25 protein-coding genes are annotated in these 24,521 nt (G+C 61.7%); 14 read left to right on the forward strand and 11 right to left on the reverse strand.

Annotated features, from left to right (window positions below; all coding sequences use genetic code 11):
* Positions 1 to 5: 5 nt before the first annotated feature.
* Together ACM6G4_RS02895 and ACM6G4_RS02900 are read right to left on the reverse strand one after the other, a co-directional pair.
* Complete coding sequence (locus tag ACM6G4_RS02895) at positions 6 to 773, reverse strand: heme ABC transporter ATP-binding protein (RefSeq protein WP_056723110.1); 768 nt, start codon at positions 771 to 773, stop codon at positions 6 to 8.
* A complete protein-coding gene (locus tag ACM6G4_RS02900) occupies positions 773 to 1,810 on the reverse strand; it encodes a FecCD family ABC transporter permease (RefSeq protein ID WP_056723108.1) in 1,038 nt (345 codons plus the stop codon). The genes ACM6G4_RS02895 and ACM6G4_RS02900 overlap by 1 nt, the downstream gene beginning before the upstream one ends.
* A gap of 298 nt (positions 1,811 to 2,108) precedes the next feature.
* Here ACM6G4_RS02900 and metE point away from each other — a divergent pair, with 298 nt between their 5' ends.
* Complete coding sequence (metE, locus tag ACM6G4_RS02905) at positions 2,109 to 4,397, forward strand: 5-methyltetrahydropteroyltriglutamate--homocysteine S-methyltransferase (protein WP_414913005.1); 2,289 nt, start codon at positions 2,109 to 2,111, stop codon at positions 4,395 to 4,397.
* Between the two features lie 163 nt (positions 4,398 to 4,560).
* Here metE and ACM6G4_RS02910 read toward each other — a convergent pair whose 3' ends face one another.
* The 7 genes from ACM6G4_RS02910 to ACM6G4_RS02940 form a co-directional block, all read right to left on the reverse strand.
* Positions 4,561 to 5,232, reverse strand: coding sequence for a class I SAM-dependent methyltransferase (locus ACM6G4_RS02910; RefSeq protein ID WP_414913006.1), 672 nt, complete (start codon positions 5,230 to 5,232; stop codon positions 4,561 to 4,563).
* A 112-nt stretch (positions 5,233 to 5,344) separates the two neighbouring features.
* The gene (locus tag ACM6G4_RS02915) at positions 5,345 to 5,866 is read right to left on the reverse strand and encodes a cytochrome C (RefSeq protein WP_414913007.1); all 522 of its coding nucleotides are present in this window, start codon (positions 5,864 to 5,866) and stop codon (positions 5,345 to 5,347) included.
* A gap of 103 nt (positions 5,867 to 5,969) precedes the next feature.
* The gene (locus tag ACM6G4_RS02920) at positions 5,970 to 6,491 is read right to left on the reverse strand and encodes a methylamine dehydrogenase light chain (protein WP_008050506.1); all 522 of its coding nucleotides are present in this window, start codon (positions 6,489 to 6,491) and stop codon (positions 5,970 to 5,972) included.
* An 18-nt stretch (positions 6,492 to 6,509) separates the two neighbouring features.
* Positions 6,510 to 7,136: a methylamine dehydrogenase accessory protein MauD gene (mauD, locus tag ACM6G4_RS02925; protein WP_056723101.1), complete on the reverse strand. Its 627-nt coding sequence runs from the start codon at positions 7,134 to 7,136 to the stop codon at positions 6,510 to 6,512.
* A 5-nt stretch (positions 7,137 to 7,141) separates the two neighbouring features.
* On the reverse strand, positions 7,142 to 7,681 hold the full coding sequence (locus tag ACM6G4_RS02930; RefSeq protein ID WP_414913008.1) for a MauE/DoxX family redox-associated membrane protein: 540 nt from the start codon (positions 7,679 to 7,681) through the stop codon (positions 7,142 to 7,144).
* 11 nt (positions 7,682 to 7,692) lie between these two features.
* Positions 7,693 to 8,841 (reverse strand): amine dehydrogenase large subunit, encoded by a 1,149-nt coding sequence (locus ACM6G4_RS02935; protein WP_414913009.1) that lies wholly within the window; start codon positions 8,839 to 8,841, stop codon positions 7,693 to 7,695.
* A gap of 223 nt (positions 8,842 to 9,064) precedes the next feature.
* The gene (locus ACM6G4_RS02940; protein WP_414913010.1) at positions 9,065 to 10,546 is read right to left on the reverse strand and encodes an ATP-binding protein; all 1,482 of its coding nucleotides are present in this window, start codon (positions 10,544 to 10,546) and stop codon (positions 9,065 to 9,067) included.
* Between the two features lie 321 nt (positions 10,547 to 10,867).
* On the opposite strand from ACM6G4_RS02940, the gene ACM6G4_RS02945 reads away from it, so the two are divergent.
* From ACM6G4_RS02945 to feaR (ACM6G4_RS02985), 9 genes are all read left to right on the forward strand, one after another.
* On the forward strand, positions 10,868 to 12,031 hold the full coding sequence (locus ACM6G4_RS02945) for an acyl-CoA dehydrogenase family protein (protein WP_056723093.1): 1,164 nt from the start codon (positions 10,868 to 10,870) through the stop codon (positions 12,029 to 12,031).
* A 31-nt stretch (positions 12,032 to 12,062) separates the two neighbouring features.
* Positions 12,063 to 12,434: a hypothetical protein gene (locus ACM6G4_RS02950; RefSeq protein WP_056723091.1), complete on the forward strand. Its 372-nt coding sequence runs from the start codon at positions 12,063 to 12,065 to the stop codon at positions 12,432 to 12,434.
* A gap of 3 nt (positions 12,435 to 12,437) precedes the next feature.
* A complete protein-coding gene (locus ACM6G4_RS02955; protein ID WP_223542134.1) occupies positions 12,438 to 12,908 on the forward strand; it encodes a nuclear transport factor 2 family protein in 471 nt (156 codons plus the stop codon).
* On the forward strand, positions 12,905 to 14,053 hold the full coding sequence (locus tag ACM6G4_RS02960) for an amidase (RefSeq protein WP_414913011.1): 1,149 nt from the start codon (positions 12,905 to 12,907) through the stop codon (positions 14,051 to 14,053). The genes ACM6G4_RS02955 and ACM6G4_RS02960 overlap by 4 nt, the downstream gene beginning before the upstream one ends.
* Positions 14,054 to 14,076: 23 nt before the next feature.
* On the forward strand, positions 14,077 to 15,360 hold the full coding sequence (locus ACM6G4_RS02965; RefSeq protein WP_409079421.1) for an aromatic ring-hydroxylating oxygenase subunit alpha: 1,284 nt from the start codon (positions 14,077 to 14,079) through the stop codon (positions 15,358 to 15,360).
* Positions 15,357 to 15,857, forward strand: a complete 501-nt coding sequence (locus ACM6G4_RS02970) for an aromatic-ring-hydroxylating dioxygenase subunit beta (RefSeq protein WP_223542136.1) — start codon at positions 15,357 to 15,359, stop codon at positions 15,855 to 15,857. The genes ACM6G4_RS02965 and ACM6G4_RS02970 overlap by 4 nt, the downstream gene beginning before the upstream one ends.
* Before the next feature lie 10 nt (positions 15,858 to 15,867).
* Positions 15,868 to 16,608: an SDR family NAD(P)-dependent oxidoreductase gene (locus ACM6G4_RS02975; RefSeq protein ID WP_414913012.1), complete on the forward strand. Its 741-nt coding sequence runs from the start codon at positions 15,868 to 15,870 to the stop codon at positions 16,606 to 16,608.
* Positions 16,609 to 16,764: 156 nt separating this feature from the next.
* The gene (locus ACM6G4_RS02980) at positions 16,765 to 17,715 is read left to right on the forward strand and encodes a PDR/VanB family oxidoreductase (protein ID WP_414913013.1); all 951 of its coding nucleotides are present in this window, start codon (positions 16,765 to 16,767) and stop codon (positions 17,713 to 17,715) included.
* Positions 17,716 to 17,867: 152 nt separating this feature from the next.
* On the forward strand, positions 17,868 to 18,788 hold the full coding sequence (gene feaR / locus ACM6G4_RS02985) for a transcriptional regulator FeaR (protein ID WP_414913014.1): 921 nt from the start codon (positions 17,868 to 17,870) through the stop codon (positions 18,786 to 18,788).
* 152 nt (positions 18,789 to 18,940) lie between these two features.
* Here feaR (ACM6G4_RS02985) and ACM6G4_RS02990 read toward each other — a convergent pair whose 3' ends face one another.
* On the reverse strand, positions 18,941 to 19,570 hold the full coding sequence (locus ACM6G4_RS02990) for a response regulator transcription factor (RefSeq protein WP_008046301.1): 630 nt from the start codon (positions 19,568 to 19,570) through the stop codon (positions 18,941 to 18,943).
* A 259-nt stretch (positions 19,571 to 19,829) separates the two neighbouring features.
* Between ACM6G4_RS02990 and hpaC the strand changes: the two genes are divergently transcribed.
* Both hpaC and ACM6G4_RS03000 read left to right on the forward strand, forming a co-directional pair.
* Positions 19,830 to 20,339, forward strand: a complete 510-nt coding sequence (gene hpaC, locus ACM6G4_RS02995; RefSeq protein ID WP_414913015.1) for a 4-hydroxyphenylacetate 3-monooxygenase, reductase component — start codon at positions 19,830 to 19,832, stop codon at positions 20,337 to 20,339.
* Between the two features lie 176 nt (positions 20,340 to 20,515).
* A complete protein-coding gene (locus ACM6G4_RS03000; protein WP_414913016.1) occupies positions 20,516 to 20,767 on the forward strand; it encodes a DUF6124 family protein in 252 nt (83 codons plus the stop codon).
* Positions 20,768 to 21,006: 239 nt separating this feature from the next.
* Here ACM6G4_RS03000 and ACM6G4_RS03005 read toward each other — a convergent pair whose 3' ends face one another.
* Entirely contained in the window at positions 21,007 to 22,329 is a 1,323-nt protein-coding gene (locus ACM6G4_RS03005) for a hypothetical protein (protein WP_414913017.1), read from the reverse strand.
* Positions 22,330 to 22,610: 281 nt separating this feature from the next.
* Here ACM6G4_RS03005 and feaR (ACM6G4_RS03010) point away from each other — a divergent pair, with 281 nt between their 5' ends.
* Positions 22,611 to 23,519, forward strand: coding sequence for a transcriptional regulator FeaR (gene feaR, locus ACM6G4_RS03010; protein WP_056723069.1), 909 nt, complete (start codon positions 22,611 to 22,613; stop codon positions 23,517 to 23,519).
* A gap of 454 nt (positions 23,520 to 23,973) precedes the next feature.
* A complete protein-coding gene (locus ACM6G4_RS03015) occupies positions 23,974 to 24,306 on the forward strand; it encodes a hypothetical protein (RefSeq protein ID WP_223542451.1) in 333 nt (110 codons plus the stop codon).
* Positions 24,307 to 24,521: the final 215 nt, after the last annotated feature.

The raw sequence follows: 24,521 nt of genomic DNA on the forward strand, positions 1-24,521 counted from the left end.
GGGTCTCAGCGCGCGATGATCAACGGGTGGCCACGTTCCGGGTGTTGCTGAATCAGCACTTCCAGACCATACACCGCCGCCAGCGCCTCGGTGGTCAGCACCTCTGCCGGTGGACCGTAGGCGTGGGGCAGGCCCTGTTGCAACAACAGTAGTTGATCGCAGTAACGTGCGGCCAGGTTGAGGTCGTGCAGGATCACCAGCACCGCGGCACCACGCTCGGCGAAGTCGCGCACGGCTTGCAAAATAGTGTGCTGGTGCAGTGGATCGAGCATCGATGTCGGCTCATCGAGCAGCAGGGTTTGCCCTTCGGCACCTGGCCAGAGCTGAGCGAGCACCCGCGCCAGATGCACGCGCTGGCGTTCACCGCCCGACAGGGCCAGGTAGCTGCGTCCGGCCAGATGAAGGGCATCGGCGGTCTTGAGCGCCTCGGCGACGATTTCGGTATCACGCACGCGGCCGCTGGCGTGGGGCAAGCGCCCCATGCCGACGACTTCATTGACCGAAAACGCAAAGTTCAGGCTCGAACTCTGCGGCAGCACGGCCAGGCGTTTGGCCCGTTCCTGACCCGGCCAGTCGGCGAGTGGACGTTCGTCGAGGCTGACCCTGCCTTCACTGGTCGCCAGTTCACCACACAAAGCCCCGAGCAGGGTGCTTTTGCCGGCACCGTTCGGCCCCAGCACGCCTAGCACTTCACCGGGGCGCAACTCGATATCGATGTTTGCCAGTACCGTGCGGTTGCCACGACGTACCAGCAAGTTGTTTGCCCGCAGCATCAGGAACGCCCTCGCACAAGCAGATATAGAAAGAACGGAGCGCCGATCAGTGCAGTCACGATGCCGATGGGCAGTTCGGCCGGCGCCAACAACAGGCGCGCCGCCAGATCGGCCAGCAACAACAGGCTGGCACCGGCCAGCAACGAGGCGGGCAGCAACACCCGGTGATCCGGACCCACCAGCAGGCGCATCAGATGCGGCACCACCAGACCGATAAAACCGATCAGCCCGGCCGCCGCGACGGCCGCGCCGACGCCGAGCGCCGTGCACAACACCAGCTCAAGCTTGATCCGCTCGATGTCAAAACCCAGGTGACGCGCTTCCGATTCACCCAGCAGCATGGCATTGAGCGCCGCCGCGCGACGGGGCAACCACAACGCCACGCCTACGGTGACAATCAACAGGGGCCACAAGCGTGGGTAACTGGCACCGTTGAGGCTGCCCAGGTTCCAGAACGTCAGGGTACGCAAAGTGGCGTCGTCGGCCAGGTAGGTGAACAGCCCGACCCCGGCACCGGCCATGGCCGTCATCGCCACACCCGCCAAGAGCAGGGTGGCGACGTCGGTCTGCCCGTTGCGGCGACCGAAGCGGTACACCAGCGCCGTGACAATCAAGCCGCCGGCGAAGGCGCTCACCGACAGCAGATAAGGTTCGATGGCCGGCGGCAAGCCACCGAGCAGGCTGCCGCCGACGATGGCGATGGCGGCACCCAACGCCGCACCACCGGAGACACCGACCAGACCCGGATCGGCCAAGGGATTGCGGAACAACCCCTGCATCGCCACGCCGGACAGCGCCAGGACCGAACCCACGGCAATACCGAGCAAGCTGCGCGGCAGACGAATCTGCCCGAGGATCAACTCCGCCTGCTGCGTGTCGCCACCTTCGAGCGGCAACCCCAGCAGACGCATCCCGGCCAGCAAGGTATCTCCCGGCGGCAGGCTGACCGGCCCGAGGGCCAGGGACAGCCAGAACACCAGAACCAGCAACAACAGCAAAAAGATCAACGTCGGACGCGGCCGAAAAATGGCCGTCATGGGCTGATCCCGGCGGTCCGCGCTTTGGCGTCCGGGTAGAACGCCGTGGCACGGGCCGGCGGTGTCTTGATACGCATCGGGACTATTCCTTGGCCGATCAGAGGGGTTCGTAGCGGGTGATGATGCCATCGACGCCCGGCTTACGCACACGCCACGGTTCGGTCACGCCAGATCAGGTGTTTATGTATGGCGTTTTCGATCATGAGGAGAACTTGTGATCATCAAGATTAAAATGAGTTTGTCTCACTCGCTGGCACTGTCGACAATGGCCCCATTGAACGCATTGGAGTTATTTGACATGGCTGTGGCCCATTCCCTTGGATTTCCGCGCATTGGTCGCGACCGTGAACTGAAAAAGGCTCAAGAGGCGTTCTGGAAGGGCGAACTCGACGAAGCCGGTCTGCGCACCGTGGGCCGCGACCTGCGCAAGACCCACTGGGACTTGCAGAAAAACGCCGGTATCGAGCTGCTGCCGGTTGGCGACTTCGCCTGGTACGACCAGGTCCTGACCCATTCGTTGATGTTCGGTGTGATCCCGGAGCGTTTCCGCCCGCACGATGGCAAGGCCAGCCTGCAAACCCTGTTCGGCATGGCCCGTGGTGTGAGCGACAGCTGCTGCGGCGGCGCGCACGCCCAGGAAATGACCAAGTGGTTCGACACCAACTATCACTACCTCGTCCCTGAATTCAGCGCCGATCAGCAGTTCCAGCTCGGTTGGGACCAGTTGTTCGAAGAAGTCGAAGAAGCCCGTGCACTGGGGCATAACGTCAAGCCGGTGATCATCGGCCCGCTGACTTACCTGTGGCTGGGCAAGGCCAAGGGCGCCGAATTCGACAAGCTGGAACTGCTGGATCGCCTGCTGCCGCTGTACGGCCAGATCTTCCAGCGCCTGGCGGCACAGGGTGTCGAATGGGTGCAAATCGACGAGCCGATCCTGGCGCTCGACCTGCCACAGGCCTGGAAGAACGCCTTTGAGCGGGCCTACAACCTGATTCAGCGTGACCCATTGAAGAAGCTGGTTGCCACTTACTTCGGTGGGCTGGAAGAGAACCTGGGCCTGGCCGCCAACCTGCCGGTGGATGGCCTGCACATCGATCTGGTGCGTGCGCCTGAGCAGTACCCGACCATCCTCGATCGCCTGCCGGCCTACAAAGTTCTGTCGCTGGGCGTGGTCAACGGCCGTAACGTCTGGCGCTGCGATCTGGAAAACACGTTGGCTACCTTGCAACATGCTCACGAGCGTCTGGGTGATCGCCTGTGGGTCGCGCCATCCTGTTCGCTGCTGCACAGCCCGGTTGATCTGGAGCGTGAAGACAAGCTCGATGCCGAACTGAAAAGCTGGCTGGCGTTTGCCGTGCAGAAGTGTGAAGAAGTCGCGGTGCTGGCTCAGGCTGTCAGCGAACCGGAAGCGCCGAAGGTGCTGCAAGCGCTGACTCACAGCCGCGCCGTGCAGGCCAGCCGTGCGGCATCGCCACGCATTCATAAACCGGCCGTGCAGGCGCGGGTTGCTGCCATCACCGCCCAGGACAGCCAGCGTCATTCGCCGTTTGCCCTGCGTATCGAGAAACAGCGCGCTGGCCTTAACCTGCCCCTGTTCCCGACCACCACCATCGGTTCGTTCCCGCAAACCGCGTCGATCCGTCTGGCTCGCCAGTCGTTCAAGCAAGGCAAGCTGACCGAAGCCGAATATACCGAGGCGATGCACAGCGAGATTCGTCACGCCGTGCAAGTGCAGGAGCAGCTAGGCCTGGACGTGCTGGTGCACGGTGAAGCCGAGCGCAACGACATGGTCGAATACTTCGCCGAGCAAATCGACGGCTACGTGTTCACCCGTTTCGGTTGGGTCCAGAGCTACGGTTCGCGCTGCGTGAAACCGGCGGTGATCTACGGTGACCTGAGCCGCCCGAAAGCCATGACCGTGGAGTGGATCCGCTACGCCCAGGGCCTCACCGATAAGGTGATGAAGGGCATGCTGACCGGTCCCGTGACCATGCTGATGTGGTCGTTCCCCCGTGAAGACGTGAGCCGCGAAGTGCAGGCTCGTCAACTGGCTTTGGCCATTCGCGACGAGGTGCTGGACCTTGAAACCGCCGGGATCAAGATCGTGCAGATCGACGAGGCCGCGTTCCGCGAAGGCCTGCCGTTGCGCCAGGCGCAGTGGCAGCACTACCTGGACTGGGCGACCGAAGTGTTCCGCCTGTGCGCCTGCGGCGTGCGTGACGAAACCCAGATCCACACCCACATGTGCTACAGCGAATTCAACGATGTGATCGAGTCCATTGCCGCCATGGATGCCGACGTGATCACCATCGAAACCTCGCGTTCGGACATGGAACTGCTGGACGCGTTCGAAGCCTTTGCCTACCCCAACGAAATCGGCCCGGGCGTCTACGACATCCACTCGCCAAGGGTGCCGGACTCCTCGGAAATGGCCAACCTGCTGCGCAAGGCCGCCAAGCGCATTCCCGCCGACCGCCTGTGGGTCAACCCGGACTGCGGCCTGAAGACCCGCGGCTGGCCGGAAACCGAAGCGGCGCTGGTGCACATGGTCAACGCTGCGCGCCACCTACGTAAAGAATGGGCCTGACGCTGTATTGGGTGTACCACTGAGCCCTGCTCGCGAAGGCGGTGTGTCAGGCGACATCGATGTCGAATGTGCCGGTCTCTTCGCGGGCAAGTCGGATCGCCGCACCGCCGCTCCCACAGGGATTTTCGGCGGGCACAATAACTGTGTGCGTTGTTAAAACCACTCAGCGCCGTGGCTCGGCCACCAACAGTAATGACTGCGGCACGGGGCTTTGCGGGTGCTGTGGCTCCTGCAGGCTGGCAAGAGTAAATCCCGCCATGTCCAGTGCATTGTGCCAACTGGACAAGGTACGGAAATACCACGGCATGGGCTGCCACTGCCCCTTGAACGTGGAGAATGTCTCTTCCCGCCAGCCATCCTGATAATCGCCCGCCGCAGCCGCCCACGGGTGCAGCGTCTGGATCACCAGCGCGCCGCCAGGGGCGAGCAGGGTGTTCATGGCGGCGAGCAGGGGGATGATGTCCTGGTGCAGCAGGGCGAAGTTGGCGCAGATCAGGTTGTAGTCGCGGCCGATGTCGACTTTCGCTTCCAACAACTGTTCATAACTCGCCAAATGCACCGGCGCAGCGCCCGCCGCCCGCGCCGCCGCCACCAGCGTCCCATCGCCATCCACGCCGACCGCCTCGATACCCCGGGCTGTCAGCGCACGCAACAACCAGCCTTCGCCGCAACCCAGGTCGAGCACACGCTCGGGCTGGCGACCCAGCACCGCCAACACGATGGCCTGGTCGGTGACCTTTTGGCGGCTTTCGATGGTGCCCGAGCGTATGGCGTCGATCCAGGCCCGGGCGTTGTGGTGCCAACTGTCGAGGAGGGTGGTTTCGGGGGCTGACATGGTCGATGTCCGGCGTGATGGGTTGGATGAAAGGATAGGGCAAGGGTTTCGATCGTCCATTGTGCTGGTTTGTTTTCAGCCGGTTTTACCCGGCACCAACGACCGACTGTCCTCAGTAGTTCATCCCGTCATCGATCGCGATGCCCTTGGCGCGCATGGCCTTGATCAACTCGCTACGGGTGCCGGGCAGGTTGAGCATGGTCTTGGCCCGTAACTCTGTGACTTCTTCGGTGGTGTAGGGCTGATAGTCGGCCGGCAGACTGTCGCCCGCCATGCCGTCTTTGCGCATCAGCCAGTTGAGCAAGTCCGCCAGTTGCGCGTTGTTCAGCGCCGACTGCGACATGCCCGGCACCCGCACGAGGAATTCTCGGCCACCGGGGACTTTCAGGAAGTTGCCGACAAAGCCTTTCATCCGTGGCGTGTCGTTGGCGGCCGAACCCGTGCCGTCGCCCAGGTGGCAACCGGCGCATTGCAGCTGGTAGTTCACGCCGACGCTGTAACCGGCCTGGGCAATCGGGGTTTGCAGTGATTCATTGCCCGGCGCGTGATGCTGGTTCGGGTCGGGAATGGCCCGGGCATAGGCGAGCGGGGCGCCAAGGGCGCAGACGAGACCGAGGAGTAGCAACTTGCGCATGACTGAGCACCTTTTGCTTGTTGCGGGCGAAAGTTAAAAAAACAGCCGGACAAAATAAAAAAGCCGCCGATTGCGCGAACAACCGGCGGAAAGCGCGTTTGTTTTAAACGGCGACGCCGCGGATGACCGAAACGGTGCAGTGATAGATGTGGGATTTGGCGGCCAGGCACCAGTTCACATCGTTGTTGTTGAACGGGCGGTAGGCCGGTTCTTCACTGTCGTTGCGGGTGCAGGCGCATTGGGCGCAGCTTTGCTTACCGCAGCAGTCGTTGTACGAAATGATGTAGTCCTTGCCGTCGGCCGGGTTGCGGCAGGTGCCGATCCAGGTCACTTGCGAGGCTTCGGTGCCCGGTGGGCAGGACGTCACCGACCCGCCGCAGCAACTGCACAGAAAGCCATCGATGGAACAGTAGCGCCAGTAGTCGCAACTGTTTGGATCACCCGGGTCGCCGGCCTGCGCGGGTTCCGCGGCCAGGGCCTTGCTGGTGCGGTCCAGCGGCAGCAGCAGGGGCAGGGCGGCACCGGCCACCATCAGCGAACCCATGCGTGCCAGCAATTTACGACGCGACGTGGTGTCGGCGACACGGCGGGACGAACGCTCAAACAACAGATCCAGCAGTTTCATAAAGGTCTCCCTGCCTTATCAGTGGCTATGGCCGTGGCTGTGGTCGTGATCGTGGGTGTGCGGTTGGGCATTGAGGTACTGCTGCAGCGTGGCGTGCTTCAAGTGCTCGACTTCAAACAGGCTGTCCAGGTGCTCGCGGGAGTTGACCAGACCTTTGGCGCGCAGGGTGCCGGCCTTGTCGATCAACGCGGCGTACGGCAGCTTGCCGATCTGGTAGGTCATACCCACTTCCGGGCCGACCACATAGGTGGTGTCTTCGAGTTTATGTTCGCGGATCAGCGCTTGCTGGGCATCCATGTCGCCGTCGCTGACGAACACCACGTCGAGCGTGCCGGCCTGTTCCTTGGCGATGGACTTGATCGCCGGCAGCAGCGACTTGCAGATCGGGCAGGTCGGCGAGAGGAAGAACAGCAGTTGCGATTTCTCGCCGGCATAACCGAAGTTCACCGGACGACCGTGACGGTCGCTGGCAGTGACTTGCGGCGCGGGTTCATTGACCGCCACGCCTTTGTCGACCATCAACGCGCCGGCCGGCGCCAGGCGACCGTGCAGCACGCCAATCTGCCGCACCAGGCCCATGACGACAAATGCCACGGCCACCAGCAGCACCCAGAGCAGAACGTTGGAAACAATCAAGCCTTCCATTTCGATTACCTACCAATCAATTTGAGCAGAAGAGGGGAGTTCGCCAGCAGGCCATCGGCCGCGGCGTAGATGAGCAGCGCAACGGCGGCCGCAGCCAGGGTCACGAAGCCATCGAACAGGTTGAGGTCGCGGGCAACCGGCGCCACGCTGGCCACCAGCGCCAGTAGCACCAGCGCGCTGTTACGTGCCAGCAACACCGGGCGCAGCGGCTGTGCCTGGTCGGGGCTGGCACAACCGCAATCGATGTCGGCGCGACCGCGCCACAGGTTGATGCCGATGGCAGCGGCGTACAGCGCCAACAGGCTGGCGGCGCTCAACGCGGCATAATCACGGCTGACCGGCACCAGCAGGGCAAAGGCGATGACCAGTTCCAGCAGCGGCACCAGCCGTGCCGTCGGGCGCACCAGCGCCTCGGGTAGCAGTTGATAGTCCGCCAGTTGCCGGACGAAGCGGGCCGGCGCGCGCAACTTGTGGGTCGCGGCGCTGGCCAGCAACACCGCGATGGCGATGGCGCTGGCAATGATGAAGATCGGATCTGTGTGCATGGCCGAACCTCTTAGTAGCTCAGGACCTGAGTCGCGGTTTTGGCGACTTTCGGCATGCTGCCGGTGAGCTTGTTGGTCTTCAGATCGAAAATCTGCAAACCGCCTTCCACGTCGGTGCCAAGCAACAACGGCTTGTCGTCGCCAGTGGCCTGCATACTCCACACCGGAACCGGGGCTTCCAGGGTCGCCACCTTCTTGTGGGTCTTGAGGTCAAACGCCCAGATCAACGGGCTCGGGTCTTCCCACTTCAACGGTTCGTGGGCGTCGTGCATCAGCACGTACAGGCGGTCCAGCTTTGGTGCCACGGCCATCAACTGCCAGCCCCCCGGCGCCCAACCGGCTTTCTTTTCCTCGTCGGAAACCAGCGACCAGGACGGCAGGACTTTCGGCGCATCTCCAGCGAAATCCACCGGGCGTACGGTGCCGGTCGTGGTGGTGAAGTAGTAGGTATCGCCGACGTTGACCGCGCGCTCTACCAGTTTTTCCGCGTTCGGATCAAAGAACGGCGTGCGGCTGCGCGCGGTTTCCTGGCCCTGATCGTTGAGGGTCACCACCTGCAGGCTGCCGTCGCCGCACAGCGAGGCGAAGCGGCGGTTGCCGATCGGGTAGTTGAGCACGCAACCGGGGATGGCGATTTCCGTGGCAACGGCCCTGGCCTGGGTATCGACCACGGTCACCGACGTCGACGGGGTGAAGTTGTAGACGTAGACGAATTTGTCGTCGCCGCTTGGCTTGAGCGAGTAACGCTGGGTCAGCGACTCGGCGCGCTTGTTCGGAATCAGCACTTCCCAGGCGGGCGACAGGGTCGAGCTGTCCCACGCGGTGAGCACGTCGGTGCGGGTGCCGCGGGTGCCACGGGAATACCAGATGTCCGCACTGTAGAGGGTTTTCTTGTCGTGACTGAGGGTCGACGGCGCCGCGAAACCGGTCGGCACCATGCCGAGGATGCGCTTCTGGTCCGGATCGACCACGGTCACGCGGCCCGCCACGAAGCTGTCGAACTCGACGTCGATGACAAACGCGCGGTGAGCTTCGGGTGGAAACGCCAGAACGGTCTGGCCAATCGTACCGGCGGGCAAGTCCGCGCGGGCACTGTTCAAACCGAGTACAAGCAGGCTCAGGCCTAGCGCTGACTGTACGGAGATCCTGTTTGTTCGCATAAGGGGAACTTCCTGAATTGTTGGTAACGCGGATCGCGGGTGCTTTGGCAGATTTTTACCCTTTGATTCTGCCGTGCCCCGCGATCGCGAGAATTGCCCTGCCTGCCAAGTGTTTGTGTGTCTGTGCCAGTCGTATGGAAGAGCGAAAAGATCGCAGCCTGCGGCAGCTCCTACAGGGCAATGAGGTCCCCGTAGGAGCTGCCGCAGGCTGCGATCTTTTGCTTTAGACGAGGGAAGCGAGGGGAAGGGAGAAGCTGAAAACAGCGCCGCACGGCTCGAGGTTTTGCGCCCAGATATCGCCACGGTGGCGGCCGATGATGTTCTTGCACAGCGCCAGGCCGATGCCGTTGCCGCTGACCTTGGACGAGAAGAAGCCGTCGAACAGCTTCTCTTGTGCCTGGGCCTGGATGCCGCGCCCGCTGTCTTCAATGCGCACCAGGGCCACATCGTTCTCGCGGCTGGCATGGATACGCAACAGGCGTCGTTCGGTAGGCAGGTCGGCCATTTCTTCGATGGCGTTGAAGGCCAGGTTGAGGATCACCTGGCCGATCAGCACCTTCTCGCAACTCACCCGCAGCGGTTCGGGCGCGGTGACGATTTCCACGCGCACCCGGCTCGGATCGGCCCGCAGGCTGATGAAGTAGCGGGTTTCGCGCAGTAGCTCATTAAGGTCGAGCAGCTCTTCGCTCTGCTCCAGCTTGACCACGTAATCGCGCACGCTCTTGATGATCACCGAGGCGTGTTCGATCTGCCGCACGGCGCTCTGCAAGCCCCAGGCGACGCCTTGATCGGTTTCGCCGGCGTTGCCCAGGCGAATCACCGCGCCTTCAATAAAGTTGCGGGTCGCCGCCAATGGCTGGCTCAACTCGTGGGCAATCGCCACGGCCATTTCACCCATGGCGTTGTAGCGCGCCAGGTATTCGAGTTTCTGCTCGCTGACCCGCCGCGCCTCTTCGGCCTGCACCTGTTCGGTCACGTCGCGGAACAGCAGCAGGTGGCCGACCAGATCGTCCTCGATCTCGATGTAGCGGCACGTTGCGTCATGCCAGCGCCACTCGCCATCGCGGCGCTGCACTTTGTAATGCACGTTGAACGGCGCGTGCTTCGGTCTCTCCTGGGCAAGCTGGTGCAGCAGGCGCTGGCCGGATGCGTCGTCGCACCAGGCCAGGAAGTTCTTGCCCATCAGCTGGTGCACTTCGCTGTTGAGCAGGTGCGCGCCGGAGTCGCTGATAAAACCGATATCACCCTCGGGGCCGAGCACCGCCACGCCTTCGGCCAGGTCCTGCATGAAGGCCTTGAGCCGGCTCTCGAAACGCTTGAGGTCGCGCTTGACCTTGTCTTCCTTGGAAATGTCGCGGAACTGCACCATCAGCACATCGCGACCGTCCAGGTGCACCAGGGTCGCCACCGCCTCGGAAAGAATCTCCACCCCTTGCTTGGAGCGATAGCACCACTCGATGGCCCGTTGCCCGGTGCGCGCGGCGCCTTCCAGCCAGCGCAAGCCCACCGAGCGTCGGTACTTCGGGGCGTCGCGGGTCATGTCCGGGGCCTTGAGCGGCGTCAGTTCATCCAGGGTAAAGCCCAACGCCGCCAGGGCAGCGGCGTTGGCCCAGAGAATTTCCTTGGTGTGCGCGTCATGAAGAATGATGCACAGCGGCATGGCTTCGATCAGCGCATAAAAGTCGTTCGGTTTTGGCTGGTACATCGCACGGCCCCTGGCGGCAGAGATTTGCAGTATGGCGTTTTATACCTGCTCGCACAGCGGGATGCGCTCAGAGGTAATCGGTGGCGGGCTAGGGGTTTTCTTTAGCGGGGGGGTTGCACGCACCAATAGTTGTGCCAGGACGCGGTTTTTACACTGGACCTCAATGCAAAGGCATCCACACATCTTCTCTGTAGGAGCTGCCGAAGGCTGCGATCTTTTGATGTTGATTTGTCGGGATCAAAAGATCGCAGCCTGCGGCAGCTCCTACAGGCAGGGGAGCAGCGGAGCCTACTAACAATAATCAAAACGGAGAACTAGCCCATGCTGCGTTCAGCTGTCGCGCAACAAGACCCTGTGTCCGCCCCGGTCGTGCCAATGGTCGAGAGTCAGCTATTCCAGCAAGTGCTGGATGAGGTTCGCCAGCGTCGCGAAGAATTCGACGCCGGCTCCCACGTGCCTCGGGACATGATCGAGCGCTTCAAGCAGGTGGGCATTTTTCGCGCCGCCACGCCGAAATGCTTCGGTGGTGACGCCCTGGCACCGGTGCTGTTCCTGGAAATGATCGAGCGCATCTCCGAAGCCGACGGCTCGGCGGGCTGGGTGGCCAGCTTCGGCAGCGCCGGTGTCTACCTGGCAGCCTTGCCACGGGAAACCCTGGCTGAGCTCTACGCCGAAAGCCCTGACCTGGTATTCGCCGGCGGCCTGTTCCCCTTGCAACCGGCCGAGACCGTGGAAGGCGGGTATCAGGTCAACGGCACCTGGAAATTCGCCAGCGGCTGTAAAGGCGCAGACCTGTTGGGCGTTGGCATCGGCGCTGCCGGCGGCAAGCCGCGCACCGCTGTGTTCCGCCCGGAGCAGGTCGACATCGTCGAGAACTGGGAAGTGGTCGGTCTCAAGGGCACCGGCAGCCATGACCTGCGAGTGAGCGATAAACGCGTTGATGAGCGCTGGACGTTCATCCGTGGCGGAGCCGCGACCATCGACGAACCGCTGTTCCGCTACCCGTCGATCGCCTATGCCGCGCAAGTACTGGCGGTGGTCAACCTCGGCCTGGCCCGTGCAGCGCTGGACGAAATCAGCCGCATGGCTGGCGGCAGCGGCATCACCGGCGCGCCGAAATTGTCCGACCGCGCCTACGTGCGCATCGAGATCGCCAAGGCTGAAGCCAAGCTCAGCGCCGCCCGCGGTTTCTTCTACAACGCCACCGAACAGGTGTGGAACTCGATCCTGGCCGGCAACCCGGTCACCCCGGAGCAGACCAGCCTGTTGCGCCTGTCGGCGATTCACGTGTCCCAGGCCGGTGCCGAGGTGGTGCAGAGCGCCTACAGCCTGGCCGGCACCACCGCCATTTACCTGCGCCATCCGCTGCAACGCTACCTGCGCGACTCGATGGTGGTGACCCAGCACGCCTTCCTCAGCGAAGGCCTGTACGACGGCGCCGGCTCGGTGTTCCTCGGCGTGCCGCCGTTCCCGGGCTACATCTGAATCCCCATTACTTTTTCAAGGAATCGCACCCATGTCGCAAACCACCCAAGAACCATTGCGCGTCGTCTTCTGCATCGGCATCACCCAGAATTTTTTCGACCTGCCCACCGGCGAAGGCCTGAGCGTGTGGAAAGGCTTCAGCCAGATGATGGGTGACCTCGGCGCCATGCCCGGCATCACCGTGCTCGGCGCGATGGATGACGACCGCCTGATGGTCGGCCCATCCACCACCTCGCCCTGGACCGTGTACATCATGGCCGACGTCGACTGCCACCAGTCGGTAATCGACGCCTGCAACCTGTTCCGCACCACGCCGGTCGGCCAGTACAGCCTGTGGCGCTACGCCAGGATCGAAGCGCGCATCGGTCGCCCGCTGACCATTCCTGATGCGGCCAAGGTGTAAGCCATGAACGAGGCCTTGCTGCAGCGTCTGGCGACGCTCGAAGGGGAAAGCGCAGTGCGTCGCCTGATGGCGCGCTACATGGACCTGTGCGACGTGCCGCGGGCGGCGATTCATCTGAGTCAGTTGGCGCAACTGTTCACCGAGGATGCGATCTGGGAAGGCCTCGGCACCCAGACCGCACAGACCTTCGGTCAGCACCAGGGGCGTGAAGCGGTGGCGGCGTTTGTCGGCGGTTATCTGCCGCCGTCCGACCACTTCAAGCTGAACCTGCATTACCTCACCAGCGAGTCGATCGTGGTCGACGGCAAGGCGGCGCAGGGGCAGTGGATCATGCAGCAGATCTCGACGTACGCCGATGGCCGCAACGAGTTGTTCGGCACGCGCCTGAACATCGATTTTCGTTGTGTCGACGGCGTCTGGCTGATCGCGCATTTCCGTACGCAACGGCTGTTCAACACGGAGCTGAATGCATGAGTACTTTCATCAGCGAATTCCTCCTCGGTGGCAACGGCAAGCGCGTCGCCATCAAGGATTCCATCGACATCGCCGGCCATCCGACCCGCTCGGGCAGCCGCGCCTTCGCCGATGCACCGGCGGCGACGAAAAACGCCGAAGTGGTCGATGCGATCCTCGACGCTGGCTGGCAGATCGTCGGCAAGACCAACTTGCATGAACTGGCGTTCGGCGTGACCGGCATCAACGACTGGACTGGCACACCGATCAATCCGCAAGCGCCGGATCGCGTTCCTGGCGGCTCGTCCAGCGGTTCGGCTTCGGCGGTCGCGGCAGGCCTGGCGGACATCGCCATCGGCACTGATACCGGTGGTTCGGTGCGTGTGCCGGCAGCCTGCTGCGGGATTGCCGGGCTCAAGCCGACTTATGGCCGTGTCAGCCGTGTCGGCGCCCATCCGCTGGAATCGAGCCTCGATTGCGTCGGGCCGTTCGCCAAAAGCATGGAGGACCTAATCGCTGCGATGCAGGTGATCTGCCCGGGCTTTACCGCTCAAGGGTTGCCAGGTGACGGCGCCAGGGTCGGCTTTCTCGAGGTGGCCTGCGATGCGCATCTGCAAGCAAGTCTCGGAGCCGCCGCCGACCGCGCCGGATGGCGTCGCAGCAACCTGCACCTGAGTGAATTCGAAGCGGCGTTCGCCGCCGGCCTGACCGTGATCAATTTCGAAAACTGGGCGGCGTTCGGTCACCTGACCGGCAAGGGCCTGATCGGCGCCGATGTGGAAACACGTTTGCTGGCGGCCAGCCGCACCACGCGCCAGGAACTGGCTGAGGCCGAAGCCGTGCGCACAGCGTTCACCCAACAGGTGGACGCGGCGCTGGAAGACTTTGCCGTATTGCTGCTGCCGACAATGCCGAGCTTGCCGCCGACCCTCAGCGAAGCCCGCGCCGGCAGCAAAGCCGTGGCCGGCATGACCCCGCTGGTTCGGCCTTTCAACCTCAGCGGCCACCCGGCCCTGACGGTGCCGGTGGAACTCGACTGCGGCGGGCTGAAGGTCGGCCTGCAAATCGTCGGCCGCAAGGGTCAGGACGAACTGGTCTGCGCCTTTGGTGCGCAACTGCAACAGAGCATGGCCGGTGAGCGGCCTGGCTCTAAATCAAAATCATAAAAAGAAGCCATGAGGAGAACCGCATGAGCACTCATGAATATCAGCTGATCGCATCGTCGAAAAGCCCGGAAGACCTGGTCCGGCACGACCGCGTCGACGTCTCGCTGTACAACGACCCGGCGCTGTTCGAAGCCGAGCTGGACAAGATTTTCTACCGCACCTGGGTGTGGGTTGCCCACGAAAGCGAAGTGCGCAACAGCGGCGACTTCAAGACCGCCACCATCGGCCGTCGCCCGGTGATTGTCGTGCGCGACAAGAAGAACAACATCAACGTGCTGGAAAATCGTTGCCGCCACCGTGGCGCCACCGTGTGCGAGAAGCACAAGGGCAACGCCACCGGTTTCACCTGCCCGTACCACAGCTGGTCCTACGGCCTGGACGGCAAGTTGCGTGCGCTGCCGTATCCGGATGGCTACGAAGGCATCCTGGAGAAATCCGAATTGCCGCTGACCAGCCTGCGCGTCGAAAGCTACGCCGGCATGGTCTTCGCCAGCTACAACGACGAGATCGAACCGCTGGAAGACTTCCTTGGCGGCGCGAAACACTGGATGGACCTGTTCATGAAACAGGGCGCCGGTTACCCGATAAAGACTCAGGGCGAACACAAGTTCAGCTTCAAGGGCAACTGGAAGATCCAGCTGGAAAACACCACCGACGGTTACCATTTCCCGATCGTGCACAAGTCGTTCATGTCGTCGGTCGATGAAGAAACCTCGGAAATGCTCTCGTTCATGACCGACGAACAAGCCGTGACCCATTCGCTGGGCAACGGCCACAGCGTGATGGTGATGGTGCCGGAGCACGTCGATCTCGATCATGACGACGGCACCGAACAGTTGCAGGAACGCTTCGCTCACGTCACTGAAGAACTGTCGAAAACCCTGCCGGCCGATCAGGTGCGTCGCATCGTGCGCTCGCTGCACGGCGCCGGTTTCAACCTGAACCTGTTCCCCAACGTGGCGATGTCGATGTCGTTCTTGCGTGTGCTGCGCCCGGTGTCGGTCAGCGAAACCGAGATCCGCCACGTGGCCCTTGGCATGGACGGCGGCCCGGAAATTGCCAACCGCGAACGCATGCGCATCCACGAACACTTCCAGGGCCCGTTCGGTTTCGGCAGCCCTGACGATGCCGAAGCCTGGGACCGCGTGCAGCGCGGCTCGTATGCCGGCGTCGATGCGCCAATCCTGGTCAACCGCGGCCTGAACCGCGAAATCACCGCTGAAAACGGCGACAAGGTCAGCCACGCCACCGACGAAGGCGGCATGCGCGGTGCCTACGACATGTGGAAAAGGATGATGAGCCAATGAGCAATCAAGACACCCTGAACGGTTTTTCCGGTCCCCTGGCCCAGGCCATCGAATTCATCTGGCGCGAAGCCGAACTGCTCGACCACAAGAACTACGCCGAGTGGGCGACCTTGTGGAGCGAAAGCGGCAAGTACATCGTGCCGATCGACCCGGACACCGAAGACTTCGAAGCGACCCTGAACTACGCCTACGACGATGCGCGCATGCGTGACCTGCGCATCGAACGCCTGACCGCCGGCTACTCGCCGTCGGCGGTGGACGCGGCGAAAACCATCCGCACGATCTCGCGTTTCCGTCTGGTGGAAGCGGCCGGCGACATCGTCGAAGTCAATTCGGCGCAGTTGCTGTACGCCTACAAGCGCGGCGTGCACACGCCGTTCGTGGCCGACCTGAACCACCGCATTCGACTCACCGACGGCGTGCCGACCCTGGAGCGCAAAGTGGTGCGCCTGATCAACTCCACCGACAGCCTGAGCGCGCTCGGCTTCCTTTTGTGAGGGCAATATCATGAGTCGAGTAGCCCTTGTAACGGGTGCCTCGCGCGGACTGGGCGAGTGCATCGCCCGCCGTCTGCACGCGGCGGGTTATCGCGTCGGCCTGGCCGATGTGCGTCTTGATGGCGTGCAGCAACTGGCTGCCGAGCTGGATGGCAGCGGCGTTACTGCCGTGGCAATCGAGCTGGATGTGCGCAGCAAAGCCGACTTCCAGCGTGCTCGCGACCTGCTCACTGAGCAGTGGGGCGGCACCGACATTCTGGTGAACAACGCCGGCGTGTCGAAAGTCGCGGCGCTGATGGACATCACGCCGGAAGAGTTCGACGAGTCGATGGCGATCAACCTGCGCGGCACCTTTGTTGCCTGCCAGGTGTTCGGCGCGCACTTCGCCGAGCGCGGCTTCGGGCGCATCGTCAACATCGCGTCCCTGGCCGGACAGAACGGCGGCACCGCCACCGGCGCGCATTACGCGGCGGCCAAGGGCGGCGTGGCGACCCTGACCAAGGTCTTCGCCCGCGAGCTGGCGCCCCAGGGCGTGACGGTCAACAGCATCTCGCCAGGCCCGCTGGACTTGCCCGTGGTGCGCGAGACCGTGGCCCCGGAGCGACTGGAACAGATCCTGAAAATGATCCCGGCCGGCACCCTCGGTAATCCCGAGTTCATCGCCGACAACGTGTTACTGCTGATCGCCGATAACGCGACCTCCGTGACTGGCGCGTGCCTGGACGTCAACGGCGGCTTGTTCATGCGCTGAGCGCTGACCATGGATTTCTTGGCCGGACAAATGAACCCGTAGGAGCTGCCGAAGGCTGCGATCTTTTGATCTTGCTTCTAAAAGATCGCAGCCTTCGGCAGCTCCTACAGGGGTAGCAAGCGTGTTTAACACAAACAACAGTATTCAGGTGATGCAATGATGAAGGTGAAGATCGAAAGGATCGTCGACGAAGCGCTGGATATCCGTTCCTTTCGCCTCGTGCGCAGTGACGGCCAGCCGCTCGACACCTATGAACCGGGTGCCCACGTCGACCTGACCGGGCCGACCGGGGTGACCCGCCAGTATTCGCTGTGCAGCCCGCCACAGGATCGCCGTGCGTATCTGGTGGCGGTGAAGAAAGAAGCGCAGTCGCGCGGCGGTTCACTGGCGCTGCACGAGCAAGTGGAAGAGGGCATGGAGCTGGAAATGGGTGCGCCGCGCAACCTGTTTCGCCTCGATAAAACGGCCAGCGAACACGTGCTGTTCGCCGCCGGTATCGGCGTCACGCCGCTGCTGAGCATGGCCTACAAACTGGCGGAAAGCGGCCAGCCGTATCGCCTGCATTATTTTGCCCGCTCGGCGCAGTACGCGGCGTTTACCGAGCTGTTGGCGACCAATTTTGCTGATAACGTGGAGTTCCACTACGGCGTTGAACCTGCGGATCTGGACGGCGCATTGAGCGAATGCCTGAACCGCGCCAATGCTGCGGCCCACGTCTACACCTGCGGCCCGGCGCCTTTCATGAACAAAGTGGTGGAAGTGGCGTCCCGCAGTCGCTCGGACGATGCCATTCACCTGGAACACTTCGCCGCAGACCCGGCCGCCAACAGCGCCCCGGCGGGCACCTTCGAAGTGGAACTGGCCAGTTCCGGCGTGGTGCTGCAAGTGCCGGCCAATGCCAGCCTGGTCGACGTGTTGCAGGCCCATGGTTGCGACATCGACACCGAGTGCCGCGAAGGCATCTGCGGCACCTGCATCGTCGAGGTGCTGGACGGCTTGCCGGAGCACCGCGACAACTGCCTGTCGAACAAGGAAAAGGCCTCCAACAAGCAGATCTGTGCCTGTGTATCACGGGCACTTTCCGCTCGTCTGGTACTGGACCTTTAAACCGAAAGTTCACTGGAAAGCTTGGGCCGGAGCCTGTTGAATGGGCGCCCGGCGGCCGTCGAAGGAGGAGATGGCTACAGAAACAACCGTTTTGACGAACCGCTCGATGAAGCGGTCGAAAAATAACAACAAAAACGTGAGGCTTTGCGGACATGATTACAGCATCGACGGTGCGCAACGAGGCGTTCGAAAGTTGGTTGAGCCAGGTGAACCAGGCCTGTGGGCGTTTCGATGCCCGGGCGCTGGACTCCGATTTCTATGGCGAACTGACGGAATTTCGCAGCGGCGCGATCAACCTGAGTGTGGTCGACATGGCGCACGTGCATTTGTACCGCACCAGCAAGGACGTCAGCACCAGCCGCGACGGCCACTACTACGCGGTGTTCCAGCTGCGTGGCAGCTCGCAACTGGAGCAGGGCGACAACCGCGCGCAACTGGGCTGTGGCGACATCGCCCTGATCGACGCCAGCCGTCCGAGCGACATGATCTACAACGACGATTGCCGACAGCTGTCGCTGATTTTGCCGCGCCAGGTGGTCGAGCGCGGTTCGCACTTCAATGCCGTCAACTGCGCCACGCGCATCGCGGCCGGCAGCCCCCTGGCGGCGATGGCCAGCAAGCTGGTGCTGGACACCCGCCAGCAGGACGGGCTGGAGATGCAGGAAAGCGAAGCCGTGCTCGATGCCCTGGCCAGCCTGTTGCTGCCGGGCATCAGCGCCCGCGACTGCGGTGCGGACGCCCATGAGCGGCAATTTCGCAAGATCATCGCCTTCATCGACGCGCACCTGAGCGACGAAGAACTGTGCCCCGAGCTGATTGCCCGTGAAGTCGGGATTTCCGTGCGCGGCCTGTACCGGATGTTCTCCAAGCGCGGCCTGGTGGTGGCGCAATACATCAAGCACCGCCGCCTGGACTTCTGCGCCGAAAACCTGCGCCGCGCCGATGTCGAGCAGAAGCTGTCGGCGTTGTGTTATGCGTGGGGCTTCTCGGATTCGAGCTACTTCTCGTCGGCCTTCAAATCGCGCTTTGGCGTGTCACCAGGGGCTTATCGCAAGCGGTATAGCCAGATCTGAATCCGCCATTGATGTTGAATGTGCCGGCCCCTTCGCGAGCAAGCCCGCTCCCACATTGAATCTGCGGTGAACACAAAGTCTGTGTCCGGCCGAGATCAAAATGTGGGAGCGGGCTTGCCCGCGATGGCGGCCTGACGGCGAATACAGAATGATCAGTGCCGCGCCGGCTCATCCACCGGCAAATGCAGCACCTCGCGCACCAGCATGGCGATACTGCTCACGCCCATCTTTTCCTTGATCTTGGTACGGTGCACATCAACGGTCTTCACGCTGATGTTCAGCTCCCGGGCGATCACCTTGCTCGCCTTGCCATCGATCACCAGCATCAACACTTCCCGCTCACGGCTGGTCAACAGTGCCAACTTGCCTTGCAGGTTCTGACGCTGCTGCTGATCGGCCTGGGCGTGCACGGCGGTCTTCAGCGCGGCCTGGATGCGGTCGATCATCTGCTGCGGGTTGTAGGGCTTTTCGACGAAATCCAGCGCGCCGTTCTTCATCGCCGTGACCGACATCGGAATGTCGCCATGGGCCGAGACGAAAATGGTCGGCAGGGTGCTGCCGCGCTGGTTGAGGATTTCCTGCAGCTGGAAACCACTGGTTTCCGGCATGCGCACGTCGAGCACCAGGCAGGCGGGCTGCTTGGGGTCGTATTGGCTGAGGAACTCTTCGGCGCCGGCAAAGCACTGCGCCTGCACACTCACCGACTCCAGCAACCAGGCCAGTGAGGTTCGCAGGTCCTTGTCGTCGTCAACGATATAAACAATCGGTTTACGGATTTCCATCGGGGCTGCCACGAAAGTTTTCTAATTATTGTTTTCGCACGGGAGCGTGCGGCACGCATTGGCTCATCTTTCTGGAACCAGTATGCAGAATACCCACTGTGGCCGGCCCTTGCGATAAAGAAACCACCTAGTCGACTAGCGGAAACCCAACCCTGCCATGGGGATCGTCAGAATGGTTGCGCCGCGCCCGCAGCCTTAGTCTTGTTCCATCACCTACGGGCCGCAAGACAGCGGCCCTCCTGAAGGAAGGGGCATCGACATGGCCGACCTGAGCCAGCAGCAAATCGACTTTCGCAACGCCATGGCGCAGCTGCCTGCCGCGGTGAACATCATCACCACCAACGGCCCCGGCGGTCGTTGCGGCATCACCGCCAGCGCCGTGTGCTCGGTGACCGACTCGCCACCTACGGTGCTGGTGTGCGTCAACCGCAACAGCGCCACCCACGACGTGTTCCGCACCAATGGCCACCTGTGCGTCAACGTGCTGTGTGGCGAGCAGGAAGAACTGGCCCGGCATTTCGCCGGCATGACCCAGGTGCCGATGGACGAACGTTTTGCCTGGGACCTGTGGGACGACGGCGCGGCCGATGTGCCGGTGCTGCGCGATGCCCTGGTGCAGCTTGAAGGGCGGATCAGCGAGTGCAAGGAAGTGGGCTCGCATTCGGTGATGTTCGTGGAACTGACGAAGGTGGGCGTGCGCGAACCGCGTGACAGCCTGGTGTATTTCAACCGCTTGTTTCATCGTGTTGAGCATGCCAGCGCGGCTTGATTGAGACCTTCTTTTGTAGGAGCTGCCGAAGGCTGCGATCTTTTGATCTTGCTTTTCTCGATCTAACAGAAAAGCAAAATCAAAAGATCGCAGCCTTCGGCAGCTCCTACGGATTGGGTGTGTATTGGTGGGTTGTTTAACAGCTGTAGGCGTCACTTCCTGCAAGCTACAGCGCCTTGCGTCGTTGCCTACAAGTGGCCACCCCGCACAAACCCTCCACGCTGTTCACCATCAACCCCGACATCGACACCGAAACCCTGCTGGCCCACGCCTGCGAATCGCTGGCCTCGGCGAACGTCATGGCCAATGACCTGGCGGGATTCCTGGAAGGCACGCACCGCAACACCCTGCTGGGCATCGCGCAAGTGATCATGTTGGGGGAGTTGGCGGTGAATCGGGCTTTGGATCAGGTCGATCGGCCCGGCTAACCACTAAACACTGTGGGAGCGAGCTTGCTCCGGGCGGCGTTCCGACGATTGCGGAGTGTCAGTCAGTGGAGATGTTGGATGTGATGGCCTCTTCGCGAGCAAGCCCGTTCCCACAGGGGATCTGCGGTGTACACGGATTTTGTGTGCAGCAGAAATCCAAATGTGGGAGCGGGCTTGCTCGCGAAGGCGGTGTATCAGGCACTGCAAATCTCAGATACGAAAGTTCCCCTCGGCCGAAATCAGAAACCGGTGGCGAACACCACCTGGGCGTAGACGTTCTTGTCGTTGTTACCCAGTTGGGTACCACCGTCTTCGGCGCTCTTGTCCGGCTGGTAGATGCCCACCAGTGGCATCACGGTCAGGTGGTCGTTGACGTGCCATTCGGCATACAGGTCGACTTCGTGGCCATCGGTGTTGCCCAGGTTGCGGTCGATGGTGTCGTAGTTGAAGTACATTGCGCCGATGTTGAGGTTCTCCAGCGGCGAGACCTTCATCGTGACGTTCTGGATGCGCGAGTTGCTGTTGAACGGCCCGGCGTAGTTGCCCGCCACTTCACCCTGGAACCAGGTGCCGTAGCCACGGCTGAAACCGTAGAACAGGGTGTCGTAGCCTTCCGAGAAGCGGCTGTAGCGGTAGCTGGCGCTCGGTGTCCAGACTGCGTTGGAGAAGGTCCAGCCGGCTTCCAGGTACCAGGCGTCTTCGCTGGTGGTGTGAGGCTTGTCCTGCTTGGCGTATTCACCGGACAGGAACAGGTCTTTCACCCCGGCGTTGCCCGCCGCACGCAGGCTGTAGGTCTTCATGCCGCCGCGTTCGAGCTGGATCGGCGAGGCGTACTGTTCATCGATATCGGTGGTCTTGATGAAGGTCAGGCCGACGGTGCCGGCCTCGGCCACGTGCTCCAGGGTGCCGACGTACATTTCGGTCTTGGCCTGGGCGCGGTTGTCGGATTTGAGCCACATCAGGTCGCTGCGCCAGCCTTCCTTGCCGCCCAGACGCAATACGGCGGTTTCGTCGAAGGCCTTGCGCGCCGCCAGGTAGTAGGCACCGCCACGGTTGAATTCGCCGTCGGCCAGGCCCTTGCCCATGTTCAGCGCGTCGCCGTCGATCAGGAAGCCGTCGCCGACCACAATGTTCTGTCGGCCGAAGGACAGGTCGACACCGTCACTGCCCAACGCGCCGAACAGATCGGCCGAGCGCCAGCCGAGGTAGGCGTCTTCGAACTTGGTGGTGCGTTCCGAGCCATCGGAGAAGCCTGCGGCATCGCCATCGCCCCAGGTGCCGGAACTGAGCATGTTCCCCGCGCCGTACGCGGTGCCCACACCGCCCAGGCCTTGATCGAAGCTCAAGCCGTATTTGATGTAGCCCTCGCGCCACGACGAGCTGCCTTCACTCAGGCGACCGGACAGGGCGTAGTTTTCCTGGCTGTGGAAAATGCCGAACACGGCTTCGAGGGTAGCGTTCAGATGGCTGTCGTCGTCGGCGTAGAGTTCATAGGCACCGGCATTGCCGGCACTGATCATCAGCGCGAGCGTCGAGAGACGAAGCAAGGGGGACTTGAGCATGGTGTGGCATCCGTTCTTGTTCTTGAGCGCAGGTTTGCGGTCTGTCCGGATACTAAGACGCGGCCATTGTTTGCCCTTTTCCCTGTTTGCCAATTAGTTGGTTGTGCATGCCAGATTGCATGGCGCGTTGCCACGACGCCGGTTCCTGGTGCGCGAAAACAGGCGCTGCGCAGTAATCGCGCACGGATGGGCATGGCCGCCGCGGTATTTCGCGGTGGCCAGCGACAGGAACGAAAAGTGCAGGACGCCTCGCAGCGACTAATGCAATGGATGAGGCTGCGATGAGCAATGCACAACAGGTCGAGCGCTTTGATCAATGGCTCGACAAGGTCAATCAGGTGTGCGGGCGCTTTGGTGCCAATGTGTTGGGGACGCAGTTTGCGGGCTCGATCGATGAGTACCGCAGCGGTGAGCTCAAGATGAGTTTTGTCGACGTGGCCCAGGCCCGACTGTTCCGCACGCAGCATGAGATCGATCAGGGCGAAGACTCGCATTATTACGCGGCGTTCCAGCTGGCCGGCGAAGCCGTGATGGAGCAGCAGGGCAGTTGCATCACTCTGTTGCCGGGGGATATCACGCTGATCGACTCCACGCGCCCAAGCAACTTTGTCTACCGCAACAACGCCCGTCAGTTGTCATTGATACTGCCCAGGGAGCGAGTGGAGCAGCAGCTGCGCTTCACCACGGTCAAACCCGCGCAACGCATTCAGGCGTCGGCGCCGATGGCGGGGCTGGCCCAGCGCCTGATCCTCGGTTCAACGGAACAAGGCCTCAGTCACACAGAAAGCGAAGCGACGCTGGACGCGGTGATCAGCCTGCTGCGTCCGGCGATGGGGGCGAGCGAGTTGGACGACTCACCCCAGGTGCGCACCTTCCGCAAGGCCTTGCGCGTTATCGATGAGCACATTGGTGACGAGGCGCTGTGCCCCGAATGGCTGGCGACCCAGGTGGGCGTCTCCGTGCGCGGCCTGTACCGGCTGTTTTCCCGACACGGCCTGGTGGTGGCGCAATACGTGAAAAACCGTCGCCTCGACCTTTGCGCCGAACAACTGCGCCATGCCCGGGGCGAGGGCAAGCTGTGTGCACTGGGCTATGAGTGGGGCTTTAACGATTCGAGCTATTTCTCTACGGCGTTCAAGGCGCGGTTTGGCGTTTCGCCGGGTGAGTATCGGAAGCGGTATACGAATTGAGTGGTCCGGTCAGGATCCCGTCACGCAATGGCAACCGATCAGCAAGGTTGCCGTCCGTCGCCTTTTTAAAAAGCTAAAATGCAAATTCAAAAAAGATACTTTGGAAAAAGAAAGAAATTTCCTACTCCGACCTACAGAAGGCCGACGCCAGCATCGTTCGCTTTGTGGTTAACGTTTATTTTGTTTTTAAAAGCTTATAAAAACTTATCGATGTAATGATGCTTTTACGATGTTGATAAGCAAAAAAATATTCCGAATGTCCTGTGCGAACCCTCCTTTTATATTGAGTGAAATCTCCTACGTGTAAAAGAAATCGTTTCTTGCGCTCTGTTTTGAAAGTTATTAAAAGCAAATGCGTCACTTGATTTTGGTGGCGTTCTCTCTAATAGCGAGTAATCAAAAATGAAATGCGAAAATTTTTGGGACGTTCCTTGTTTTGACGATGAGCTTGAATATGGCTCATCTCCGCGTATTGCCGAAGGCCTTGGGGCACAAAGTGGCAGAGGATGTGACGGTGGGTGTGGCAGGAATGCTATACCTGACCCTGCAAAGAGACTTCATGATGTTAAATATACAAAGCTACGAAATACTTTATTTTGACTCCAGTAGTGTGGAGGTTTCGAAGAGCGGCAGGTCGATAATGCGTTCACCATCTTTAGCGGTGGCTCTGGCCAAACTAAAAAACTACAAGAATGTTTCAAAGGCAGAATTTGATGAGGTGTTGTCAGAGTATGGCTTGAATCCGGAAGCGGATTACGAGCTTTTAGAGTTGAAAAAGCTCAAGTAGTCATCACCTGATTGGCTAGTACAAGTGTTGGTCTCGCAAATCTGCACTGCATAAATTGAGTGCACCTTCCGGTAGGAGCTGCCGCAGGCTGCGATCTTTTGATCTTGCTGTCGACGATATCGAGAGCATGAAGATCAAGAGATCGCAGCCTGCGGCAGCTCCCGCGCAATCTGGCACAACCGCCAACACAACTGGCACGCAGGGCAAAACCTGCG

It is taken from the genome of Pseudomonas sp. IT-P258 (assembly GCF_949767825.1).
Taxonomy (GTDB): domain Bacteria; phylum Pseudomonadota; class Gammaproteobacteria; order Pseudomonadales; family Pseudomonadaceae; genus Aquipseudomonas; species Aquipseudomonas monachiensis.

Coding starts and splice junctions, on each gene's coding strand:
- ACM6G4_RS02895 (WP_056723110.1), bottom strand. CDS start 773: ATGCTGCGGGCAAACAACTTGCTGGTACGTCGTGGCAACCGCACGGTA.
- ACM6G4_RS02900 (WP_056723108.1), bottom strand. CDS start 1,810: ATGACGGCCATTTTTCGGCCGCGTCCGACGTTGATCTTTTTGCTGTTG.
- metE (WP_414913005.1), top strand. CDS start 2,109: ATGGCTGTGGCCCATTCCCTTGGATTTCCGCGCATTGGTCGCGACCGT.
- ACM6G4_RS02910 (WP_414913006.1), bottom strand. CDS start 5,232: ATGTCAGCCCCCGAAACCACCCTCCTCGACAGTTGGCACCACAACGCC.
- ACM6G4_RS02915 (WP_414913007.1), bottom strand. CDS start 5,866: ATGCGCAAGTTGCTACTCCTCGGTCTCGTCTGCGCCCTTGGCGCCCCG.
- ACM6G4_RS02920 (WP_008050506.1), bottom strand. CDS start 6,491: ATGAAACTGCTGGATCTGTTGTTTGAGCGTTCGTCCCGCCGTGTCGCC.
- mauD (WP_056723101.1), bottom strand. CDS start 7,136: ATGGAAGGCTTGATTGTTTCCAACGTTCTGCTCTGGGTGCTGCTGGTG.
- ACM6G4_RS02930 (WP_414913008.1), bottom strand. CDS start 7,681: ATGCACACAGATCCGATCTTCATCATTGCCAGCGCCATCGCCATCGCG.
- ACM6G4_RS02935 (WP_414913009.1), bottom strand. CDS start 8,841: ATGCGAACAAACAGGATCTCCGTACAGTCAGCGCTAGGCCTGAGCCTG.
- ACM6G4_RS02940 (WP_414913010.1), bottom strand. CDS start 10,546: ATGTACCAGCCAAAACCGAACGACTTTTATGCGCTGATCGAAGCCATG.
- ACM6G4_RS02945 (WP_056723093.1), top strand. CDS start 10,868: ATGCTGCGTTCAGCTGTCGCGCAACAAGACCCTGTGTCCGCCCCGGTC.
- ACM6G4_RS02950 (WP_056723091.1), top strand. CDS start 12,063: ATGTCGCAAACCACCCAAGAACCATTGCGCGTCGTCTTCTGCATCGGC.
- ACM6G4_RS02955 (WP_223542134.1), top strand. CDS start 12,438: ATGAACGAGGCCTTGCTGCAGCGTCTGGCGACGCTCGAAGGGGAAAGC.
- ACM6G4_RS02960 (WP_414913011.1), top strand. CDS start 12,905: ATGAGTACTTTCATCAGCGAATTCCTCCTCGGTGGCAACGGCAAGCGC.
- ACM6G4_RS02965 (WP_409079421.1), top strand. CDS start 14,077: ATGAGCACTCATGAATATCAGCTGATCGCATCGTCGAAAAGCCCGGAA.
- ACM6G4_RS02970 (WP_223542136.1), top strand. CDS start 15,357: ATGAGCAATCAAGACACCCTGAACGGTTTTTCCGGTCCCCTGGCCCAG.
- ACM6G4_RS02975 (WP_414913012.1), top strand. CDS start 15,868: ATGAGTCGAGTAGCCCTTGTAACGGGTGCCTCGCGCGGACTGGGCGAG.
- ACM6G4_RS02980 (WP_414913013.1), top strand. CDS start 16,765: ATGATGAAGGTGAAGATCGAAAGGATCGTCGACGAAGCGCTGGATATC.
- feaR (WP_414913014.1), top strand. CDS start 17,868: ATGATTACAGCATCGACGGTGCGCAACGAGGCGTTCGAAAGTTGGTTG.
- ACM6G4_RS02990 (WP_008046301.1), bottom strand. CDS start 19,570: ATGGAAATCCGTAAACCGATTGTTTATATCGTTGACGACGACAAGGAC.
- hpaC (WP_414913015.1), top strand. CDS start 19,830: ATGGCCGACCTGAGCCAGCAGCAAATCGACTTTCGCAACGCCATGGCG.
- ACM6G4_RS03005 (WP_414913017.1), bottom strand. CDS start 22,329: ATGCTCAAGTCCCCCTTGCTTCGTCTCTCGACGCTCGCGCTGATGATC.
- feaR (WP_056723069.1), top strand. CDS start 22,611: ATGAGCAATGCACAACAGGTCGAGCGCTTTGATCAATGGCTCGACAAG.
- ACM6G4_RS03015 (WP_223542451.1), top strand. CDS start 23,974: ATGGCTCATCTCCGCGTATTGCCGAAGGCCTTGGGGCACAAAGTGGCA.